This window comes from Halococcus hamelinensis 100A6, assembly GCF_000336675.1.
GTDB classification, from domain to species: Archaea; Halobacteriota; Halobacteria; order Halobacteriales; family Halococcaceae; genus Halococcus; species Halococcus hamelinensis.
In genome coordinates this window covers 14,939-31,899 of the sequence record NZ_AOMB01000043.1, presented here as the reverse complement: position 1 = coordinate 31,899, position 16,961 = coordinate 14,939, and the positions used below count along the sequence as shown (strand labels likewise).

Annotated in this window: 20 protein-coding genes; 11 read left to right on the top strand and 9 right to left on the bottom strand. The window is 68.2% G+C overall.

Features of this window, described 5'->3' with window-relative positions:
- Positions 1 to 142 precede the first annotated feature (142 nt).
- From C447_RS15935 to C447_RS15925, 4 genes are all read left to right on the top strand, one after another.
- The gene (locus C447_RS15935; RefSeq protein ID WP_007695756.1) at positions 143 to 1,213 is read left to right on the top strand and encodes a M20 family metallopeptidase; all 1,071 of its coding nucleotides are present in this window, start codon (positions 143 to 145) and stop codon (positions 1,211 to 1,213) included.
- Positions 1,214 to 1,238: 25 nt separating this feature from the next.
- On the top strand, positions 1,239 to 2,741 hold the full coding sequence (locus C447_RS15930; protein ID WP_007695755.1) for a carboxypeptidase M32: 1,503 nt from the start codon (positions 1,239 to 1,241) through the stop codon (positions 2,739 to 2,741).
- A gap of 102 nt (positions 2,742 to 2,843) precedes the next feature.
- Positions 2,844 to 3,020, top strand: a complete 177-nt coding sequence (locus C447_RS18280) for an HVO_0416 family zinc finger protein (RefSeq protein WP_007695754.1) — start codon at positions 2,844 to 2,846, stop codon at positions 3,018 to 3,020.
- A gap of 18 nt (positions 3,021 to 3,038) precedes the next feature.
- Positions 3,039 to 3,296 (top strand): DUF7533 family protein, encoded by a 258-nt coding sequence (locus C447_RS15925; protein ID WP_394295093.1) that lies wholly within the window; start codon positions 3,039 to 3,041, stop codon positions 3,294 to 3,296.
- 7 nt (positions 3,297 to 3,303) lie between these two features.
- Here the strand turns inward: C447_RS15925 and C447_RS15920 are convergent, their stop codons facing one another.
- A complete protein-coding gene (locus tag C447_RS15920; protein WP_007695752.1) occupies positions 3,304 to 5,127 on the bottom strand; it encodes a UvrD-helicase domain-containing protein in 1,824 nt (607 codons plus the stop codon).
- Between the two features lie 92 nt (positions 5,128 to 5,219).
- Between C447_RS15920 and C447_RS15915 the strand changes: the two genes are divergently transcribed.
- A complete protein-coding gene (locus C447_RS15915) occupies positions 5,220 to 5,807 on the top strand; it encodes a riboflavin synthase (RefSeq protein WP_007695751.1) in 588 nt (195 codons plus the stop codon).
- Positions 5,808 to 6,203: 396 nt separating this feature from the next.
- Positions 6,204 to 7,289, top strand: coding sequence for a geranylgeranyl reductase family protein (locus C447_RS15910; protein WP_007695749.1), 1,086 nt, complete (start codon positions 6,204 to 6,206; stop codon positions 7,287 to 7,289).
- 4 nt (positions 7,290 to 7,293) lie between these two features.
- On the opposite strand, the gene ygfZ is transcribed toward C447_RS15910, so the two are convergent.
- On the bottom strand, positions 7,294 to 8,379 hold the full coding sequence (gene ygfZ / locus C447_RS15905; RefSeq protein ID WP_007695747.1) for a CAF17-like 4Fe-4S cluster assembly/insertion protein YgfZ: 1,086 nt from the start codon (positions 8,377 to 8,379) through the stop codon (positions 7,294 to 7,296).
- 38 nt (positions 8,380 to 8,417) lie between these two features.
- Positions 8,418 to 8,711 (bottom strand): DUF6432 family protein, encoded by a 294-nt coding sequence (locus C447_RS15900; protein ID WP_007695745.1) that lies wholly within the window; start codon positions 8,709 to 8,711, stop codon positions 8,418 to 8,420.
- Positions 8,712 to 8,839: 128 nt separating this feature from the next.
- Between C447_RS15900 and C447_RS15895 the strand changes: the two genes are divergently transcribed.
- Positions 8,840 to 9,760, top strand: a complete 921-nt coding sequence (locus C447_RS15895; RefSeq protein ID WP_010612697.1) for a DUF7093 family protein — start codon at positions 8,840 to 8,842, stop codon at positions 9,758 to 9,760.
- Positions 9,761 to 9,786: 26 nt separating this feature from the next.
- Positions 9,787 to 10,179, top strand: a complete 393-nt coding sequence (locus C447_RS15890) for a DUF5611 family protein (protein WP_007695743.1) — start codon at positions 9,787 to 9,789, stop codon at positions 10,177 to 10,179.
- Positions 10,180 to 10,182: 3 nt separating this feature from the next.
- Here the strand turns inward: C447_RS15890 and C447_RS15885 are convergent, their stop codons facing one another.
- Positions 10,183 to 10,554 carry a cell division protein SepF gene (locus C447_RS15885; protein WP_029602007.1) on the bottom strand — a complete coding sequence of 124 codons (372 nt, stop codon included), beginning with the start codon at positions 10,552 to 10,554 and terminating at the stop codon, positions 10,183 to 10,185.
- An 87-nt stretch (positions 10,555 to 10,641) separates the two neighbouring features.
- Between C447_RS15885 and C447_RS15880 the strand changes: the two genes are divergently transcribed.
- From C447_RS15880 to C447_RS15870, 3 genes are all read left to right on the top strand, one after another.
- Positions 10,642 to 11,700 (top strand): saccharopine dehydrogenase family protein, encoded by a 1,059-nt coding sequence (locus C447_RS15880; protein WP_007695740.1) that lies wholly within the window; start codon positions 10,642 to 10,644, stop codon positions 11,698 to 11,700.
- Positions 11,701 to 11,762: 62 nt separating this feature from the next.
- Complete coding sequence (locus C447_RS15875; protein ID WP_007695739.1) at positions 11,763 to 12,671, top strand: hypothetical protein; 909 nt, start codon at positions 11,763 to 11,765, stop codon at positions 12,669 to 12,671.
- Positions 12,672 to 12,752: 81 nt separating this feature from the next.
- Complete coding sequence (locus C447_RS15870; protein WP_007695738.1) at positions 12,753 to 13,892, top strand: acyl-CoA dehydrogenase family protein; 1,140 nt, start codon at positions 12,753 to 12,755, stop codon at positions 13,890 to 13,892.
- Here the strand turns inward: C447_RS15870 and C447_RS15865 are convergent.
- The 5 genes from C447_RS15865 to C447_RS15850 all read right to left on the bottom strand — a co-directional run bounded on the left by C447_RS15865 (position 13,887) and on the right by C447_RS15850 (position 16,959).
- Positions 13,887 to 14,417 carry a GNAT family N-acetyltransferase gene (locus C447_RS15865; protein WP_007695737.1) on the bottom strand — a complete coding sequence of 177 codons (531 nt, stop codon included), beginning with the start codon at positions 14,415 to 14,417 and terminating at the stop codon, positions 13,887 to 13,889. The genes C447_RS15870 and C447_RS15865 overlap by 6 nt on opposite strands.
- 596 nt (positions 14,418 to 15,013) lie before the next feature.
- Entirely contained in the window at positions 15,014 to 15,763 is a 750-nt protein-coding gene (locus C447_RS15860; RefSeq protein WP_007695736.1) for a proteasome assembly chaperone family protein, read from the bottom strand.
- A gap of 3 nt (positions 15,764 to 15,766) precedes the next feature.
- On the bottom strand, positions 15,767 to 15,949 hold the full coding sequence (locus C447_RS17480) for an RNA-protein complex protein Nop10 (protein ID WP_007695734.1): 183 nt from the start codon (positions 15,947 to 15,949) through the stop codon (positions 15,767 to 15,769).
- A gap of 6 nt (positions 15,950 to 15,955) precedes the next feature.
- The gene (locus C447_RS15855) at positions 15,956 to 16,756 is read right to left on the bottom strand and encodes a translation initiation factor IF-2 subunit alpha (RefSeq protein ID WP_007695732.1); all 801 of its coding nucleotides are present in this window, start codon (positions 16,754 to 16,756) and stop codon (positions 15,956 to 15,958) included.
- Positions 16,756 to 16,959 carry a 30S ribosomal protein S27e gene (locus tag C447_RS15850; RefSeq protein ID WP_007695730.1) on the bottom strand — a complete coding sequence of 68 codons (204 nt, stop codon included), beginning with the start codon at positions 16,957 to 16,959 and terminating at the stop codon, positions 16,756 to 16,758. The genes C447_RS15855 and C447_RS15850 overlap by 1 nt, the downstream gene beginning before the upstream one ends.
- Between the last annotated feature and the right edge of the window lie 2 nt (positions 16,960 to 16,961).

Sequence of the window (16,961 nt, the reverse complement as noted above, 5' to 3'; positions counted from 1 at the left end):
TCGCGCACGACCGCGAGCGCGCGCCAACCGCTCCGACCGCAACCGCGACCGCACCACCTCCGACCGCTCCCGCCGCGGCGGATGAACAGGTTCGTCTCGTCCGACACCATCCTTATCACGCCGCTCGCCGACCCTCGACGGGATGGACGTCGCCGCCCTCACCCGCGACCTGGTCTCGATCCCGAGCCACGACGACGAGACCGCCGCCGGTGATTTCATCGAGGACTGGCTCCGTGCGGAAACCGATGCCGACGTCACGCGAGATACGGTCGGGAACGTTATCGCCCGCTACGGCGAGGCAGACACCCTCGCGCTCGTCGGCCACCACGACGTGGTCCCGCCGGACGAATCCCAGACCGACGGCGACGAGTACGTCATCGAAACCACCGAAAACCGACTCTACGGCCGTGGCGCGGCGGACATGAAGGGCGCGGTCGCCGCGGCGATGCTGGCCTTCCGCGATACCCCGGAGGACGGACTCGTCTTCGCGAGCTTCGTCGGCGAGGAACTCGGCGGCATCGGCGCGCGCCACGCCATCGACGAGGGCTTCGCGCCCGACTTCGCGGTGGTCGGCGAGGGCTCGACGGGCTACGCGACGGCGGGCGTGACGGACGTCGTGGTCGCCCACAAGGGCCGGCGCGCGAGCACCGTCACCGCCCACGGCACCGCCGTCCACGCCAGCGAACCCGAATCGGGTGAGAACGCGGTCTACCGGGCCTGCGACGCCGTCGACCTCATCAGAGATATCGACCCGCCGAGCGCGACGGTGCTCGACGAGCGCGTCTCCGGGAGCCTCGCCGTCACCGGGATCGAGGGCGGCTCGGCCTGGAACGTCGTTCCCGAATCGTGCGCCATCACCGTCGACGAGCGCACGGTCCCCGGCGAGCGCGCACCCCTCGGAACCGTCGAGGATATCGAGGGGGTCGAGTGGGAGATCGATCAGGACCTCCCGCCGATGGCCTGCGACGACGAGGCGTTCGCCGAAACCGTTCGAACGGTGGCCGACGAGTGTCAGGACGGAGATCCGGAGCTCGTCACGAAGCCCGCCGCGACCGACGGCGGCTGGCTCGCGGCGGCGGACGTGACCTGTGTGGTCTGTGGGCCCTCCGAACTCGGGGAAGCCCACACCAAGGACGAGAGCGTCTCGCTCGCCGCCCTCGACCGCTGCTATCGGATCTACGCCGAGATAGTCGACGCCGTAGGGGAGAATTGATAGGCCGGCGACCCGGGCTTCCCGTATGGCAGCCGACCCCACGGACGACGCCTACGACGACCTCACACGACGCTACGAACGCATCTCGAACATCGAGGGCGCGGCGGGCATCCTGAGCTGGGACCAGGAGGTGATGATGCCGGAGGGCGGCACGCCGGCCCGCTCCGGCCAGCTCTCGGCGCTCTCTGCCGTGAGCCACGACCTCCTCACCGACGAGGGGATGGGCGAGGCGCTCGACGCGCTCGAAAGCAGTGACCTCGACGACCGCGAGGCGGCGGTCGTCCGCGAGGTCCGCCGACAGTACGAGCGCTCGACGCGCGTCCCCACCGACCTCGTCGAGGAGATCTCGCGAACGACCAGCGAGGCGCTCCCGGTCTGGAAGGAAGCGAGGGCGGAAGACGACTTCTCGAAGTTCGCGCCCGTCGTCGAGGACCTCGTCGACCTCAAGCGCGAGTACGCCGAACACATCGACCCGGATAGACCTGCCTACGAGGTGCTCTTCGAGGATTACGAACCCTACCTCGGGCTCGACACCACCGAGCGAATTCTCGAACGCCTCCGCGAGGAGCTCGTCCCGCTCATCGACGAGGTGCGTGAGAGCGACGTCGACCTCGCCACGCCCTTCTCCGGCACCTTCGACACCGACACCCAGGAAGCGCTCTCGCGCGACGCGCTCGACACTCTCGGCTACGACTGGGATCGCGGCCGGCTCGACGTCGCGCCACACCCCTTCTCGATGGGGACCACCTTCGACGCGCGGGTCATGACGCGCTACGACGAGGCGGACATGCTCGGCGCGCTCACCAGCACCGTCCACGAGTTCGGCCACGCGACCTACACCCTCGGCCTCCCGGACGAGGAGTACGGCACGCCGCTCGGCGAGAATCGAAACCTCTCGGTCCACGAATCCCAGTCGAGACTCTGGGAGAACCACGTCGCTCGCTCGCAGCCGTTCTGGGAGCTCTTCCTGCCCCAGGTCAAAGAGCGCTTTTCGGGCCTCGACGACGCGACCCCGCGGGACGCCTACGAGGCCGCGAACACCGTCCACGAGGACAATCTCATTCGCGTCGAGGCGGACGAGCTCACCTACCACATGCACATCGTGCTCCGCTTCGAGATCGAGCGCGAACTCATCGAGGGCGACCTCGACGTCGCGGAAGTACCGCAGGTCTGGAACGACAAGATGGAGGAGTACCTCGGCGTGCGACCCGAAACGGACGCCGAGGGCTGTCTGCAGGACATCCACTGGTCGCACGGCACGTTCGGCTACTTCCCGACCTACTCCCTGGGAAGCGTGCTCGCCGCCCAGCTCTACGCCAGCGCCGACGACGAGATCGACGGCCTCGAGGGCGAGATCGGGTCCGGGAACTTCGACCCGCTCCACGACTGGCTCACCGAGAACGTCCACCGTCACGGCAAGCGCTACACCACCCCCGACCTGATCGAGGAGGCCACCGGGGAACCGTTCGCCGCCGACGACTTCCTCGACTACGTCACCGCGAAGTACGGCGCGCTCTACGACCTCTGAACGGGCCGAACGACTTCCGTTCAGGTGTTGTATACTGCACTGATCGGCGGTTCCTGTGACCACCAATAGACCTATGTCGTGGCGTGCCATACCGTGGCACGTATGGCAACCACACCGAACGAACCCGACATCGACGAGTTCCTCGCCGGACGCGGTCACGAGACGGAGTCGCCGGGGTGGGAGGAGAGTTACAACAAGAAGCAGTGTCCCGACTGCGGCGGGCTCCACGCCGCCGACGCAACCGTCTGTTCGGTGTGTGGCTGGTCGCCGCGACCGTAGGGCGAGCGAAGCGAGTAAGTGAGCGCGCGTTCCAGTCAGCCCGTGGGCATCCTCAACACGCTCGGGCTCGTGGCGACGCTGGCGCTCGCGCTCCCGGTGGCGCTGCTCGGGGTCAACCTCCTCGTCACGGGGCGCACCACGATGGGTGCGGCGCTCTGTATCGTCGCCGGGCTGATGATCCTGCTCAAGCAGTACGTCACGACCCCCGACGACGTGCCGACGGCGGCGGCCGAGAAGGCGGTCGGGGCGGTGGCGAAGGACGAGGAGAACGAGTAATCGGCGCTCAGTCGGCGGCGGGGACTTCGGCCTCGGCGAGGACGTCCTCGACGGTGATCCCCGACGGTTCGTTGTCGAGGAGGACGTCGACCGGGAGCGTCGGCGCGCCGCTCACGAGGTTTTCGAGTATCACGAGGCGTTCACGCGCCCGGCTCATCCCGACGTAGAACACCCGGCGCTCGTTGTCCGTCAGCAGGGGGACCGGGTCGGTGCTCTCAGCGAACGCTGCAGCGTCGGCGGATCCCTCCTCGACGGAGGCGGCCATCTGTTCGACCACCTTCTCGGTGAGGTCGGTCGCCACGAAGACGTGGTCGGCCTCGCGACCCTTCGCGGAGTGGATCGTCCCCACTCGAACCCGGTCACGGTCGACGTCCTGGTAGTCGCCCCCGAAGTAGGCCTTCACCGACTTCTTCTGGAACTGCGAGGTCTTTCTGAGCATGTCCTCGGCGGAGGCGGGGCCGGGCATGAACGGCGCGTGCTCCTTGACGAGGTCGGGCTCGATCGTGAGGTCGACGAACTCCTCGACCCCGGCCTCCTCCTTCAGGTCGTCGAGCGTCTCGTAGAGCGCGTCGCGGCTGTTGGTGCCGAAGGCGGTGTTCATCAGCATGTCCGCGAGCCGGCGGGCTTCGAGCCCGGTGATGGCCTCGCCGGCGGCGACCTTCTCGACGGCGTTGACGTAGTCGTTGAGCCGGTCGGTCCACATCCGCTGGTCGGTGAGCGCCTGGAACGGGATCCCCTCGCCGATGAACTCGTCCATGAACTGGAAGAGCTGGTAGCGCGCCCGGAAGAGCACCATCACGGTCTCGTCGGTGTTCTCGACCGTGGCCCGGACGTTGCGCACGAGGTCGAGCATCGTGGGGCTCTCGACGGCCTCGACGCTCCCGCCCTCGGTCCGGGGCCGGAGGTTCTTCTCCTGGCGTTTCTCGATGTGGCGAACCTCGCGGTTGACGACCGAGAGCACCCGCGATGGCAGCCGGTAGGACGTATCGAGGATCACGTCCTCGCCGCCCTCGTCGAGGAGGAGCTGTGGGTCCGCACCCTGCCAGGCGTAGACCACCTGGTCGTCGTCGCCCGCGATCAGGACGCGCTCGACGTGGGGTTTCCACTCCTCGTAGACGCGGTACTGGAGGGTCGTGATGTCCTGGAACTCGTCGATCACGAGGTAGTCGACGTTCGGGATGAGCGAGCGCTGCTCGACGCGTTCGAGCATATCCGCGAAGCCCACGAGCCCCTCCTCGCCCTTGTAGGCGCGCCAGGCCCGGATCGCCTCGGGGATGTCGAGGCGGTCGTCGTCGCTCGGCCACGTCGGGGTGTACTTGTTGCCCTGCTGGGCGTTGTCGTCGATCTCGGGCGGCAGCCGGACCTCCTCGTCGTTCCACTGGAAGGGGACGTCGTACCAGTCGGCCACGTCCCTGGTCGTGCGCTGGAGCCACTGGCTCGTCGCGATGACCTTGTTGCCGATGGTGGTCGAGCGCGCGCTCCGACGGCGCGACCCTTCGTACTCGTCCTCGAACTCGAGCCCGAAGTCCTCACAGAACCCCTCCTTGTCGCGTTCGCCCACGACGTCGCCGCGCGAGAGGTCGAGGAGTTCGTAGGCCTTCGCGTGCATCGTGGCGACGTTGCCCCGGAGCGAGCGCGGGCTGACGTCGAGGCGCTCGGCGAGGCGCTCGCGGATCTCGGTGGCCGCCGCCCGGGTGTACGAGACGACGAGGACGTCGTCGACGTCGACGCCCGGCTGGTCGAGGATCTCCTCCACCCGGTCGAGCAGCGCCGTCGTCTTCCCGCTTCCCGGGCCGCCGAACAGCCGCGTCACGTGCGAATCCGTGGACATTGCCCACAGCAGGGACCGGTCCACTATAAGCGACGTGGCTCCCGGCCGGCGGCGAACGCCAGCCTCATTCGCCCGGCAACCGTACCGCGACCATGTTCACCGGCATCGTCGAGACCACGGGGGACGTCACCGACGTCCGCGACGAGGAGGGCGGGCGGCGGATCGTCGTCGAGTGCGATCTGGAGGGACTGACCCGCGGCGCGAGCATCGCGGTCGACGGCGCGTGTCTCACCGTCGAGGCCGTTCGGGAAACGGGCTTCGAGCTGTTCTGCTCGACCGAGACCCTCGACCGGACGACGTTGTCGGAGATCGAAGCGGGCACCACAGTGAACCTCGAACGGGCGCTGCCCGCCGACGGTCGGCTCGACGGCCACTTCGTGCAGGGCCACGTCGACGCCACAGCCGAAGTCGTTGGAGTCGAGCAGGTCGGTGACGACTGGGCGTTCGAATTTTCGGTGCCCGAGAGCATCGCACGGTACGTGGTCGAGAAGGGGTCGATAGCGCTCGACGGGGTGAGCCTCACCGTGGCCGAACGCCGCGAGGGAACGATCACTGTGGCGGTGATCCCGACGACCTACGAGTTGACGACGATGCACGACCTCGAACCCGGAGATGGGGTGAACGTCGAGGTCGACGTGATCGCGAAGTACGTCGAACGACTGCTCGACGGCCATCGCTGACGACGGAACAGGGGTGGTGTAGTAGATGGCGGATGCTGTGGCGCGCGCTCGCGGTCGTGTGTGAGTGAACACGAACACCGACCGCGGACACTGTGCGAGGTCTGCGCGAGCGTAGCGAGTGCAGGCTCGGCAGAGCGAAGCTCTGCCGGTGGATGAGCGGAGTGAGTGGAACGAACGGAGCGAATCGGCTGGGGAGGCGTGTGGCGGCTGCGGAGTGGTTGGGGGTGGAGGCGGTAGCTGGTTAGCGATTGTACTGCGAGCGACCGGAGGGAGCGAGCAGCCCTTTTCAGTCCAGGTTTTTGGGCGGGGGTTGAGCGCGAGCGAAGCGAGCGCGATTCCCCCGTCGAAAAAAGTGGGTTAGCAAGATTCTTTGACGCCCACCGACAGGACTCTCCAATGTACGATTTCGTCGTCGCCGGGGCGGGCCCCGCGGGCTGTCGGTTCTCCCGGCGCGCCGCGGAGGCGGGTCACGACGTGCTGGTGCTCGAACGTGGCGAGGTCGGCACGCCGCTCGCGTGTTCGGGCCACGTCAGTACGGACATCTGGCAGTTCACGCCCGAGGGCGCGCGCGAGGAGCTGTTGGAGAACGAGATCTCGGGCGCACGATTTCACGTCGGCGGGCCGGGCGGCGACGGCCACCTGTTCTACAAGGACGAGACCATCTCGAACGTCATCAATCGGGTCGAGCTCGACCGGACGCTCGCCCGCGCCGCACGCGAGGCCGGGGCCGACCTCCGAGAACAGCACAGCGTGATCGGCGTCGAGGAGGGCGCGCGCTCGGCGACGGTGACCGCCCGAACGCCCGATGGAACCGAGGAGTTCGAGACCCGGCTGGTGGCGGGCTGTGACGGGCCCGTCTCGCGCGTCCGGCGCGAACTCGGGATGCCCGAACCCGGCGAGAAACTCCAGGGCGTGCTCGGGTTCTCCACCGAGGACGACCCCGGCGACCACGTCGACGTCCACCTCACGGTCCCGGAGTTCTTCGCGTGGCGTATCCCTCGCGGCTCGGCGGGCGTTGAGTACGGCCTCGCGGCCGCACCGGGCGAGAACGCGACCCAGCTGTTCGACGAGTTCGTCGGCGACTACGGGGTCGAGACCGGCGAGACCCACGCCGGGATGATCCCGATCGGCCCGGCCGACCGCGTCACGAGCTACCGCGGCTTCCTCGTGGGAGACGCCGCCGCCCAGACCAAGCCGTTCACCGGCGGCGGCCTCGTCTACGGGATGACCGCTGCCGACCACGCCGCCCGCGAGGTCGACCCGCACGACCCGGGGACGCTGAAGAACTACGAGGACGCGTGGCGGGCGGACCTCGCGCACGACATCCGGCTGGGTCACTGGGTCCGGCGGGCGTACTCGCTGCCCGAACCCGTCAAACGAGCGGGCCTCGCGACGCTCTCGGGCGAGATCGGGGTTCACATGGACAAACCCACCACGCTGTTCTCGCCGGAGAGCCTGAAGACGCTCCTCTCGCGCTCTTGAACCCCTACTCGTAGGTCGGCAGTCGGGCCGACCGGTCGCTACCCTCGACGAACGGGAGGGGTTCGACGCGTGCCGTTCGTTCCTCGCCGTCGATCCTGACCGTCAGGCCGTCGGTATCGAGGTCGAACTCGACCAGCGCGAGCGCGAGCGGTTCGTCGCGGGTCGGGCTCTCGACCGCGCGGGTGACCTCGCCCACCGTCGAATCGCCGGCGAAGACCGCCGCGCCGGGGTCGGGGAGCGCCTCACAGGCGAGCCCCACCAGCCGACGACTCGGTTGCCCCCGGTTCTCGACGCGCGAGACGACCTCCTGGCCGACGTAACAGCCCTTCTCGAAGTCGAGGGCGTTCCGCAGTCCGAGGACGTTCGGGATCTCGCCACGGAGTTCGGTATCGAACAGCGGCGTGCCCGCCTCCAGGGTGAGGCTCTCCCAGGTTCGCACGCCGAAGGGGGCGGCGTTGAGGCCGTTGTTGATCAAAGCGTCGAACACCGACTCGGCCACGTCCGCTGCACAGACCACCTCGTACCCCTCCTCGCCGGCGAGCCCGTCGCCCCGGATCACGGTGACGCCGGCCTCGTCGATCGAGCCCCGGACGAACGAGAGGTGGCTCTCGGAGGGCGTCGCGTTCGTGAGCACGCTCGCGACCTTCTCGGTCGCCTGCGCACCGTGGACGCCGAAGACGCCGAACGACTCGGTGGCGTTCTCGATATCGACGTCCTGGATGAACGTCTTCTCCGACCACTCGCTCGCGACCGCCTCGGCGCGGTCCGGCGGGGTGAACACCAGCAGGCGGTCGGTGGTGGTGTAGATGTAGAGGTCGGTCTCGATCCGACCCTGTGGGTCGAGGAGGAGCGCGTAGCAACCCCGGCCGTCCTCGGCGGGCACGCGGTTGGTGACGGCGTTGTCGACGAACTCGATCCTGTCCTCGCCGGTGATCGTGAGCACGCCGTAGGCCATCTCGGTGACGCCGGCGACGTTTCTGACCGCGCGGTGGGCGGTCTCGGGGCGGCCGTAGTGGTCGGCGACGCGCGTGCCGCCGCGCTCTACGAACGTCGCGCCGTGGGTCTCGTGAACGGCTTCGACCAACGTCATTGTGGAATTTCGGGTGCGGTGGCGGATAAAGCGTGTGTCTACCGCCCGAACCGGTCGCGGAGCCGCTCGAAGAACGATTCGTCGGTTTCGTCCTCGGGCTCGTCGGGCACGACGCGGTCGTCGGGCATGATATGCAATCGCCCGCTCTCGGTTTCGGTCTCGATGAGGTCGTCCTCCTTGAGCGCCGCGAGGGCGTCCTCGAGGGCGTCGATGCCGATGTCGGCGTGGGTCCGGAGTTCGAACACCGTCATCCCGTCGGGATGCTCCACCAGCGCGTCGAGGACCGCCACCTCCGTGGGGTTGCGGTCCCGGAACGCCCGCTTCGCTTTCATGTTTGCCCGTTCGCTTGGATCGCTCTTATACTGTCGGTCGGGCCGGTTCCGCCTCGCTCGACCGTTCGGTCAACATATCGCCGCTCGAACACGGACGTTTATATCGACCGCTATAGAAACACGTATCGATGGGAGTCATGTGTTCGTTGCTCGGGCACGATTACGGCGACCCCGAGGTCGAGCGCGAGCGCGTCGAGAACGGCGACGAGGTGGTTCTGACCGCGAAACGTGTCGAACGGTGCCGGAGCTGCGGGCACGAACGGGTCATCTCCGAGAACACCGAGGTCACGGCGCTCTCGGCCGCCGCCGGCGTGGTTCGCGAACCCGACGGCACCGTCGTCATCGCGCCGGACGGCTCGGACGAGGGGACCGGTGACGCGTCCGACACTCCGGACCGGACGGTGACGGCCGTCGAGACCATGGGGGACGACCCCGCCGAAGCGGAGCCCGAACCGGCCGTCCGAAACGGCGGGTCGCGGGAGGTCGCCGAGGCCGAGCGCGACGGGACGGAGCCAGCCGACGCCACGGAGCCGACGGACGAGACCGATCGAGGGGTCCGTGACGACGGGGCCGCCCCCGTCGACCCCGCGACCGACTCGTCCGGGTCGGGGGGCATCGAGATCGCGGAGTCGGTGACGGCCACGAGCGCGCTCGACCGGTCGACGAACGGGGGCGAACCGGCGGACGACTCAGCCGACGACGCCGGGTCGATCGACCGCATCGGCGACGAGCCGACGCGCCGCGACCCCTCGGAGCGCGCACCCGGGGAGTGGCCGTCCGAGCCGGAGGGTCCCGGACCGGTGACGACCGGGGCAGGACGGTCGGACGGGAGCACCGCATCGACGGCCCAGTGGCCCGACGATACCGGTCGCGACGACGGGTCGGCGACCGACGAGCCGGACGAGGAGCCAGAACGGCTCACCGGTGGCTCGTTCGGCTGCACGTCGTGCGGGTTCGACGCCGCGGTCATCGACTCGCCCCACCGGGCGGGCGACATCTGTCCCAACTGCCACCGCGGCTATCTGGCGTGGGAAACGCGAAAGGGCTAACCCTCCGGCTCGCAAACGAGCGCTCCATGCGCGAATACAAGATGCGCCGCGGAGAGCACTTGGAAGAGCGGATCCCCGACATGGAGGGTACGATCGAGTCCTACTTCGGGCCGCCGACCGCGACCGAGAGCTACAACGGGAGCGACCTCTACGTCGTCGAGGAGCCCGAGAACCCGGTCTTCGAGCGCGTAGTCGCCGGCGCGGTCGACTACGGTTCGAAGAAGGATACGTTGGCTGTGGACTTCGCCGAGCGCCCCGCCGAGGAGGTCATCGCCGAGGGTAACGCCGACGCCGCCGCCGACGCGGTCGACGCGAAGAACGAGTTCCTGCTCGAAGCCACCGGCCGCGACGCCAAAAGCCGTCGTGAATCCATGAAACGCACCGTGGAAGACGACGCCGAAACGCCCGACGGCGTCTGAGAACTACCGCCCGAGCTTGGTGCGGCTGATGCCGACCGAGCCGGGGGTGATGATGAGCTGGTCGTCGGCCTTCTGGACGATGTCCCCGCCGACCTCGCGGACGATCCCCTGGAGGTCCTGGGTGATCCGCTCCATCGTGCGGTCGGTGGTCGAGTGGCGGGTGATATCGGCGACCACGATGTCGCCGTCGTAGATCGCGTTCTTGATATCTATCACGTCGCGCTGGCCCTCTATCTGGGCGATATGCACCTTCGTCGCCGGCTCGTCCGCCGAGGCCTCGATGTCGTCGGGGCCGAGTTCGACGTAGTCGCCGCCGGGCCCCGGTCGGCGGCTGCGTGACCCGCCACCGCCGAGGATGTCGTCCATCAATCCCATGCGGCCACGCCGGTCGGACCCGGTATATCTCTTACGGCAAGGTCGCCGCGGGGGTGGCTTTTTCCGCTCACCGCCCGATGAAGGGACATGGCAGACGACGTACTCATCTACGGGTCGTACGGCTACACCGGTGCGCTGGTCGTCGAGCGCGCCGCCGAGGCGGGACTGTCGCCGACGCTCGCGGGTCGACGTGCCGAACCGCTCGAACGCCAGGCCACCGACCACGACCTCGACTATCGGGTGTTCACCCTCGATCGTCCCTCGGTCGTCGCGAACCGGATCGAGGAGTTCGACGCCGTGTTGAACTGTGCGGGGCCGTTCTCCGCGACCGCCGACGCGCTGGTGGCGGCGTGTCTCGAAACGGGTACTGACTACCTCGACATCACCGGCGAGATCGACGCCTTCGAGGCGACCGCCGAGCGCGACCGCGACGCCGAGAAGGCCGACGTGACCCTCCTGCCGGGGGTTGGCTTCGACGTAGTTCCCACCGACTGCCTCGCGGCGTACCTCGCGGGGAAACTCCACGACGCGACCCACCTTCGGCTCGCGATCGACGGGCTCAGCACGTTCTCGCCCGGTACGCTGAAATCGGTGGTCGAGGGGCTCTCGCAGGGCGGGGCGGCCCGGATCGATGGCCAGATCGAGACCGTACCGCCGGCGTGGAAGACCCGGCGGATCGACCTCGGGGCGGGCCCGAAGCCCGCGGTGACGATCCCGTGGGGTGACGTCTCGACCGCCTACTACTCGACGGGGATCGGGAACATCGAGACCTACGCCGCCGTGCCGGGGTTCGCGGCACGGGTGATGCGTCGAACCGACCGTCTCGCACCGCTGCTCGGAACGCCACCGGTTCAGACCGCTCTGAAGGAACTCGTGGACGCGACCGTCACCGGGCCGACCGCCGCCCAGCGCGCCCTGAGCACCACCCGTGTCTGGGGAGAGGTGGAGAACGACGACGGTGAGCGGGTTGCCGCACGGCTCGAACTCCCCGACACCTACGACTTCACCGCGCGTACGGCCTGCGAGGTCGTCCGGCAGGTGCTCGACGGCGAGGTCGAGTCCGGATTCCAGACGCCGGCATCGGCCTTCGGAGCGGATTTCGTGCTCGACTTCGACGGGGTCCTCCGGACGGACATCGACGGCTGACGAACTCAGCGGCCAGTCAAAAGACCCATGCGACTCCTCGGAGAAGCCCGAGGAGATCACCGATGGCTTCGCGTCCCGGCAGCCGACCGAGCACCGACAGGCGGTCGTTTCTGGCAGCTACCGGCGCGACCCTCGCCGGCGGCGTGCTCGCGACCGGCACGGCGAGCGCGGTCGAATCGGCTCCGTACCACCTCTCTCAGGGCGACCAGTGCGTGCCGCTCCAGCCCCTTCGGGGCGACGACCCGGTAGAGGCGTTCTACGACTACCGGCGGGACCGTGACAGCTCCTACGGGACCCGCTCGCTCCAGCAGCCGAACACAAGCGTGCTGTTCCTCTACGAGGGCTCGGACGGCGTGAGCCTCGTGGTCGTCCACGGTGCGCTCGGCGGCAACGGCGACGGCGGCTCGATCACCTTCGAGCTATCCGGACTCCCGTCCTCGGGCGACTGGGTCGTCCGGGACGACAGCTACGACGGCCCGAACCGCTACGACCGGTGGGATATCGATGGGTCCTCGGCCACCGTGGACTGGACCTGGGACGGCCGGCGGGCCGACGGCGCGGTCTACGGCCCGCTCGGCGACGACGTCTCGATCGGGATCGATCCGGCGTTCAACGAACGGGCCGCGCTCTACGGCGACCACTACGAGGGCAAAGTTTCGAACTGGCAGGCGCTCTCGGGCGACCTCGACGACCCGACGCGGACCTCGCTCGACCGTTCTACCCCGGTTCGGATCGAGTCCGGGTCGTGTCCGACCGCGGCCACTGCCGCGACCCGGACCACCGGCGAGACCACGACGGCGGGCTCGACGTCGGGGGAGTCGACGACCGCTGCAGGGACGGAGACGACGGGGAGCGAAAGTTCGGGGAACGGAGACGAACTCCAGCGGTTCCTCGACGGCCTCTCGCGTCTGTTCGACTGGCTCTCTCGGCTCTTCGGCCGGCTGTCCCGTCTGGTCGAACGCTACCTCTGAGCGGTCGGGTTCGGCCATCCGGTTCGGACGATATCCCCCCGTATGTGGGTGGTTTTATGCCCTTGGTCACGTATCAGGTGTATGGATTTCGACCTGCCGGGCGAACATCGGATGATGCGCGAGACGGTGCGGGAGTTCTGTGAGGCGGAGATCGCGCCGCTCGCCCAGGAGATCGAGGACGAGCACCGCTATCCCGCCGAGGTCTTCGACCAGCTCGCCGACCTCGACGTGATGGGCGTGCCGGTGACGGAGGAGTATGGAGGACTGGGTGGCGACCAGCTGCTCTACGCGCTCGTCACCGAGGAGCTCGGCCGAGTGTCCGGCTCGATCGGGCTCTCGTACGCCGCCCACATCAGCCTCGCCTCGAAGCCCATCGAGAACTTCGGGACCCACGAGCAGAAAGAGGAGTGGCTCCGACCGCTCGCCGAGGGCGAGCACATCGGGGCGTGGGCGCTCACGGAACCCGGCAGCGGCTCGGACGCCTCGAACATGGACACGACGGCCGAGAAGGACGGCGACGAGTGGGTGCTCGACGGGACGAAGCAGTTCATCACCAACGCCAGCGAGGCGGGCTCGGTGCTCGTGAAGGCCGTCACGGACCCCGGCGCGGGCTACGGTGGGGTCTCGACCTTCATCGTCGACCCCGCGGACGACGGCTTCGAGGTTTCGACGATCTGGGAGAAGATGGGGCTCAACGCCTCGCCGACGTGTGAGATCCAGCTCGACGACGTTCGACTCCCCGAGGACCGACTGCTCGGGGAGGAGGGCGAAGGCTGGGAACAGACGAAGAAAACGCTCGACGGCGGGCGGATCTCGATCGCGGCGCTCTCGGTCGGACTCGGTCAGGGAGCCTACGAGGCCGCGAAGTCCTACGCGACCGAGCGCGAGCAGTTCGGCCAGCCCATCTCGGAGTTCGACGCGGTGCGGAACAAGATCGTCGACATGGACCGGAAACTGGAGCGCGCGCGACTCCTGACCCACAAGGCCGCGACGACCTACGACGCGGGCGAGGACGTCACCCGACTGAGCGCGCTCGCGAAGCTCGACGCCAGCGAGGCCAGCCGCGAGATCGCCGAGGACGCCGTCCAGGTGTTGGGCGGCTACGGCTACACCACCGACTTCGCGCCCCAGCGCTTCTACCGCGACGCAAAACTCATGGAGATCGGTGAGGGGACCAGCGAGATCCAGCACCTCGTGATCGGACGCGAGATCGGGTTATAAGTCGCGCCACTCGTCTTCGAGCAGGCCGTAGCGGTGGACATCGACGTACTCGCCGTCGACGAAGCACTCCTCGCGACCGACGCCTTCCTCGGTGAACCCGACCTTTTCGAGCACCCGCCGGGAGCCAGCGTTGTAGTCGAACGCCTCGGCACGGACCTTGTGAAGCCGGAGTTGGTCGAACGCGTGGCCCACGAGGAGTCGTGTGGCGGCCGTCGCGTAGCCCTCGCCCCACTCGTCGGGGGCTATCCAGTAGCCGAGGGTGCCACGACCCCAGCCTTCGTCGATCCGCATGAGGCTGATGGTTCCCACGGCCTCGTCATCGACACAGATCAGGAGCGAGACGTCGTCGCCCTCGTTCAGCGATTCGAACCAGTCGCGTTCCTCGGCTTCGTTCACCGGAGCGGACGAGCCAATAGGTGTTCGGACTGCGGGGTCGTTGATGTGGCGCTGGAGGAACTCGATGTCCTCCTCTTCGATGGTTCTGAGCCTGACCGGCTCGCCGTCGAGGAAGACCGGACCGGGCATGACACGACCGATCCCACCCGTCGTATTCAGGATTGTGTCGCGGCGGCTGCGGTGCGGCCGCCGTGCGGTTGCGGTGCGATGACGGCAGCGGTACCTGATGTCTCGACGAGTGAACGCGAGTCGAGGCTCAGGAGAGCCGTGCTCTCCTGGTGGATGAAGGGCGAGCGAAGCGAGGCGCGAGCAACGCGAGCGCCTCGATACGAACGGCGAACGGAGTGAGCCGTGAGCGAAGCGAGGGCTTCGGCGGTGGCGGTGCTGTGCGGGTGCGGTAGTGGCTCGGTAGGGGCTAGTGACCCTACCGCGAGCGACTGAAAGGAGCGAGCGGGCCAAGGAACCTCCGAAGGAGGTGACGCAGGCTTTTGATCCACATTTTGCCAGGGGCGAGCGGCGCGAGGTTCGACCGAAGGGAGAACCTCGGATGCGAACGGCGAACGGAGTGACCCGTGAGCGAAGCGAGCGACCGTGGTTCGAGACGGCGAAGCCGTCTCGTCATCCTCGGAAACGGCTTCGCCGTTTCCGGTTGCAGCAAGACCTCCGGTCTTGCCATGCTCACGGAAGGCGCTCTGCGCCTTCCGAACGACAGCAAAAGGTGGGATCTACCCGATATACCGGAGGTCGTCGTCGGTGGCGGCCTGGCCGCCCTCCATCTGCTGGATCTTCTGCACCACTTCCTCCATCTCGTCGGCGCGCTCTTCGAGGGAGTCGAAGTCGACCTCGAAGCCGACGATGTCCTCGAGGATCTCGAGCACCGCGCGGGCGCTCTTGGGGTCGACGAGGTAGCCGCTGGTTTCGCCCATCAGGCAGGCCGCGGGGAGGTCGCGGCGTTCGGCGAGGCCGAGGAGCAGGCCACTGACGCCGACGATGCCGCCGGCGGGTTCGCCCTCGCGGAACTCGACGCCCGCGGCTTCGAGCTCCTCGATGGACTCGTCGCCCGTCGCCGCGCCGATGACGTCGTACTCGTCGATGAGTTCGCCGGTCGGGACGCCGCCGAGCGCGAACACCCGCTCGACGTCGAACTCCGCGGCGATGTCGAGGAATCGGTCGGTGAGTCGGTAGTGACCGGCCGCGTCCTGGGCCTGGTGGTCGCCGGTGAGCACCAGCAGGTCCCGGCCGTCGGCCTCGACGGCGTGGAGTTCGGCCGAGGCGAGCTTCGCGCGGCCCTCGTCGATGTCGACCTGCGGCGGGAAGTGCTCGGAGTAGACGCGACGAACCGGTTCGCCGTCGAGCTCTTCGAGGAGGTGCTCGGCGACGAGCTTGCCGACGTGGCCCACGCCGGGGAGCCCCTCGACGAGCACGGGGTCGGACAGCTCCGGCTCCGCGAGCGTCTCGATATCGAATTCGTCCATGCCCTACCCGGACTCGCGGCGCTTAAGAGCGCGTCGGTACTCCCCATGCGGGTCCTCGGGGTTGTACGGCGCGGGCGCGCTGTTGACGGCCGATCCACCACACTCGGGACACGTCTCGGTGAGGGTATACACGGGGGTGTCGTGCGTGGATTCCCAGTCGGCACAGACGCGAATCGCGGATTTCATCGAGAATTACTCGTCGTCGCTTCGGCGCTCGCGGTGGAACTCCGCGCTCCCGCCGTGTTCGCCGACGGCGGCGGCCGCGCGGTCGGCGCTGGCTTCGAGTTCGGCCTCGGCGGTCTTGTAGTCGGGTGCCTCGACGCGGATGCGGTACTCCGGCGAGCCGACGTAGGTCACGTCGAGGTCGACCCCGTCGGGGAGGTCGCCGTTGCCCTCCGCGGCGTGGAGCGCCTCGCGGATGGCGTCGACGCCGGCGGCCTCGGGGCTCCGGAGGTCGACGTAGCCCGAGACCGCGACGTAGGGTACCGAGACGTTCTCGCGGGCGGTCTCGACGATGGCGTCGATCTCCTCCGCCGAGAGGTCGGTCCCGTTGAGCGCGTCCGCGCCGCGGATGGCGGCCTCCTCGAAGCCCGCATAGAGCGTGCCGAACTCGGTGAGGAACTCGTTCGCGACTGCGGTGTACTGTGCGTCGTCGATGTCCTCACCGAAGGCGATCGTCATCCAGTTGTCGGCGCGCTTGGCGGCCTTCCACTCCTGGACCTTCTCGGAGCGCTGGTGGTCGTTGACGTCCTTGAGCGAGAGGTCGATCTGCTGGGAGCCCTCGTCGACCGAGAGGACTTTGGCCACCACCGTCTGGCCGACGCCGACGTGGTCGCGGACGTTCTTGATCCAGCCCGAGGCGACCTCGGAGATGTGGACGAGGCCCCGTTTGTCCTCGTACTCCGAGAGGTCGACGAAGACGCCGAAGTCGGCGATCTCGTCGACCTTCCCGATCACGAGTTCGCTCGGGTCCGGCCAGCCACTGTAGTTCATCAGCTCGATCCCGTGAGATCGTCGGGTGCCTCACGGCGCTCGACGGTGTCGAGCACCTCGCCCTCGAAGACCGCTTTGCCACCGGTCGCGTGCGCGAGCGTCGAACCACAGACCGCACACGCGACCTGCGTCGCGGCCTTCCCGAAGACGACCTGCTCGTTCTCACAGTCCGGACATTCCACGGTGTAGAAGTTGCCTGCCATGC

Bases quoted from the DNA above. Each gene is read 5' to 3' on its own strand.
- C447_RS15935 (WP_007695756.1), top strand. From the start codon at position 143: ATGGACGTCGCCGCCCTCACCCGCGACCTGGTCTCGATCCCGAGCCAC.
- C447_RS15930 (WP_007695755.1), top strand. From the start codon at position 1,239: ATGGCAGCCGACCCCACGGACGACGCCTACGACGACCTCACACGACGC.
- C447_RS18280 (WP_007695754.1), top strand. From the start codon at position 2,844: ATGGCAACCACACCGAACGAACCCGACATCGACGAGTTCCTCGCCGGA.
- C447_RS15920 (WP_007695752.1), bottom strand. From the start codon at position 5,127: ATGTCCACGGATTCGCACGTGACGCGGCTGTTCGGCGGCCCGGGAAGC.
- C447_RS15915 (WP_007695751.1), top strand. From the start codon at position 5,220: ATGTTCACCGGCATCGTCGAGACCACGGGGGACGTCACCGACGTCCGC.
- C447_RS15910 (WP_007695749.1), top strand. From the start codon at position 6,204: ATGTACGATTTCGTCGTCGCCGGGGCGGGCCCCGCGGGCTGTCGGTTC.
- ygfZ (WP_007695747.1), bottom strand. From the start codon at position 8,379: ATGACGTTGGTCGAAGCCGTTCACGAGACCCACGGCGCGACGTTCGTA.
- C447_RS15900 (WP_007695745.1), bottom strand. From the start codon at position 8,711: ATGAAAGCGAAGCGGGCGTTCCGGGACCGCAACCCCACGGAGGTGGCG.
- C447_RS15895 (WP_010612697.1), top strand. From the start codon at position 8,840: ATGGGAGTCATGTGTTCGTTGCTCGGGCACGATTACGGCGACCCCGAG.
- C447_RS15890 (WP_007695743.1), top strand. From the start codon at position 9,787: ATGCGCGAATACAAGATGCGCCGCGGAGAGCACTTGGAAGAGCGGATC.
- C447_RS15885 (WP_029602007.1), bottom strand. From the start codon at position 10,554: ATGGGATTGATGGACGACATCCTCGGCGGTGGCGGGTCACGCAGCCGC.
- C447_RS15880 (WP_007695740.1), top strand. From the start codon at position 10,642: ATGGCAGACGACGTACTCATCTACGGGTCGTACGGCTACACCGGTGCG.
- C447_RS15875 (WP_007695739.1), top strand. From the start codon at position 11,763: ATGGCTTCGCGTCCCGGCAGCCGACCGAGCACCGACAGGCGGTCGTTT.
- C447_RS15870 (WP_007695738.1), top strand. From the start codon at position 12,753: ATGGATTTCGACCTGCCGGGCGAACATCGGATGATGCGCGAGACGGTG.
- C447_RS15865 (WP_007695737.1), bottom strand. From the start codon at position 14,417: ATGCCCGGTCCGGTCTTCCTCGACGGCGAGCCGGTCAGGCTCAGAACC.
- C447_RS15860 (WP_007695736.1), bottom strand. From the start codon at position 15,763: ATGGACGAATTCGATATCGAGACGCTCGCGGAGCCGGAGCTGTCCGAC.
- C447_RS17480 (WP_007695734.1), bottom strand. From the start codon at position 15,949: ATGAAATCCGCGATTCGCGTCTGTGCCGACTGGGAATCCACGCACGAC.
- C447_RS15855 (WP_007695732.1), bottom strand. From the start codon at position 16,756: ATGAACTACAGTGGCTGGCCGGACCCGAGCGAACTCGTGATCGGGAAG.
- C447_RS15850 (WP_007695730.1), bottom strand. From the start codon at position 16,959: ATGGCAGGCAACTTCTACACCGTGGAATGTCCGGACTGTGAGAACGAG.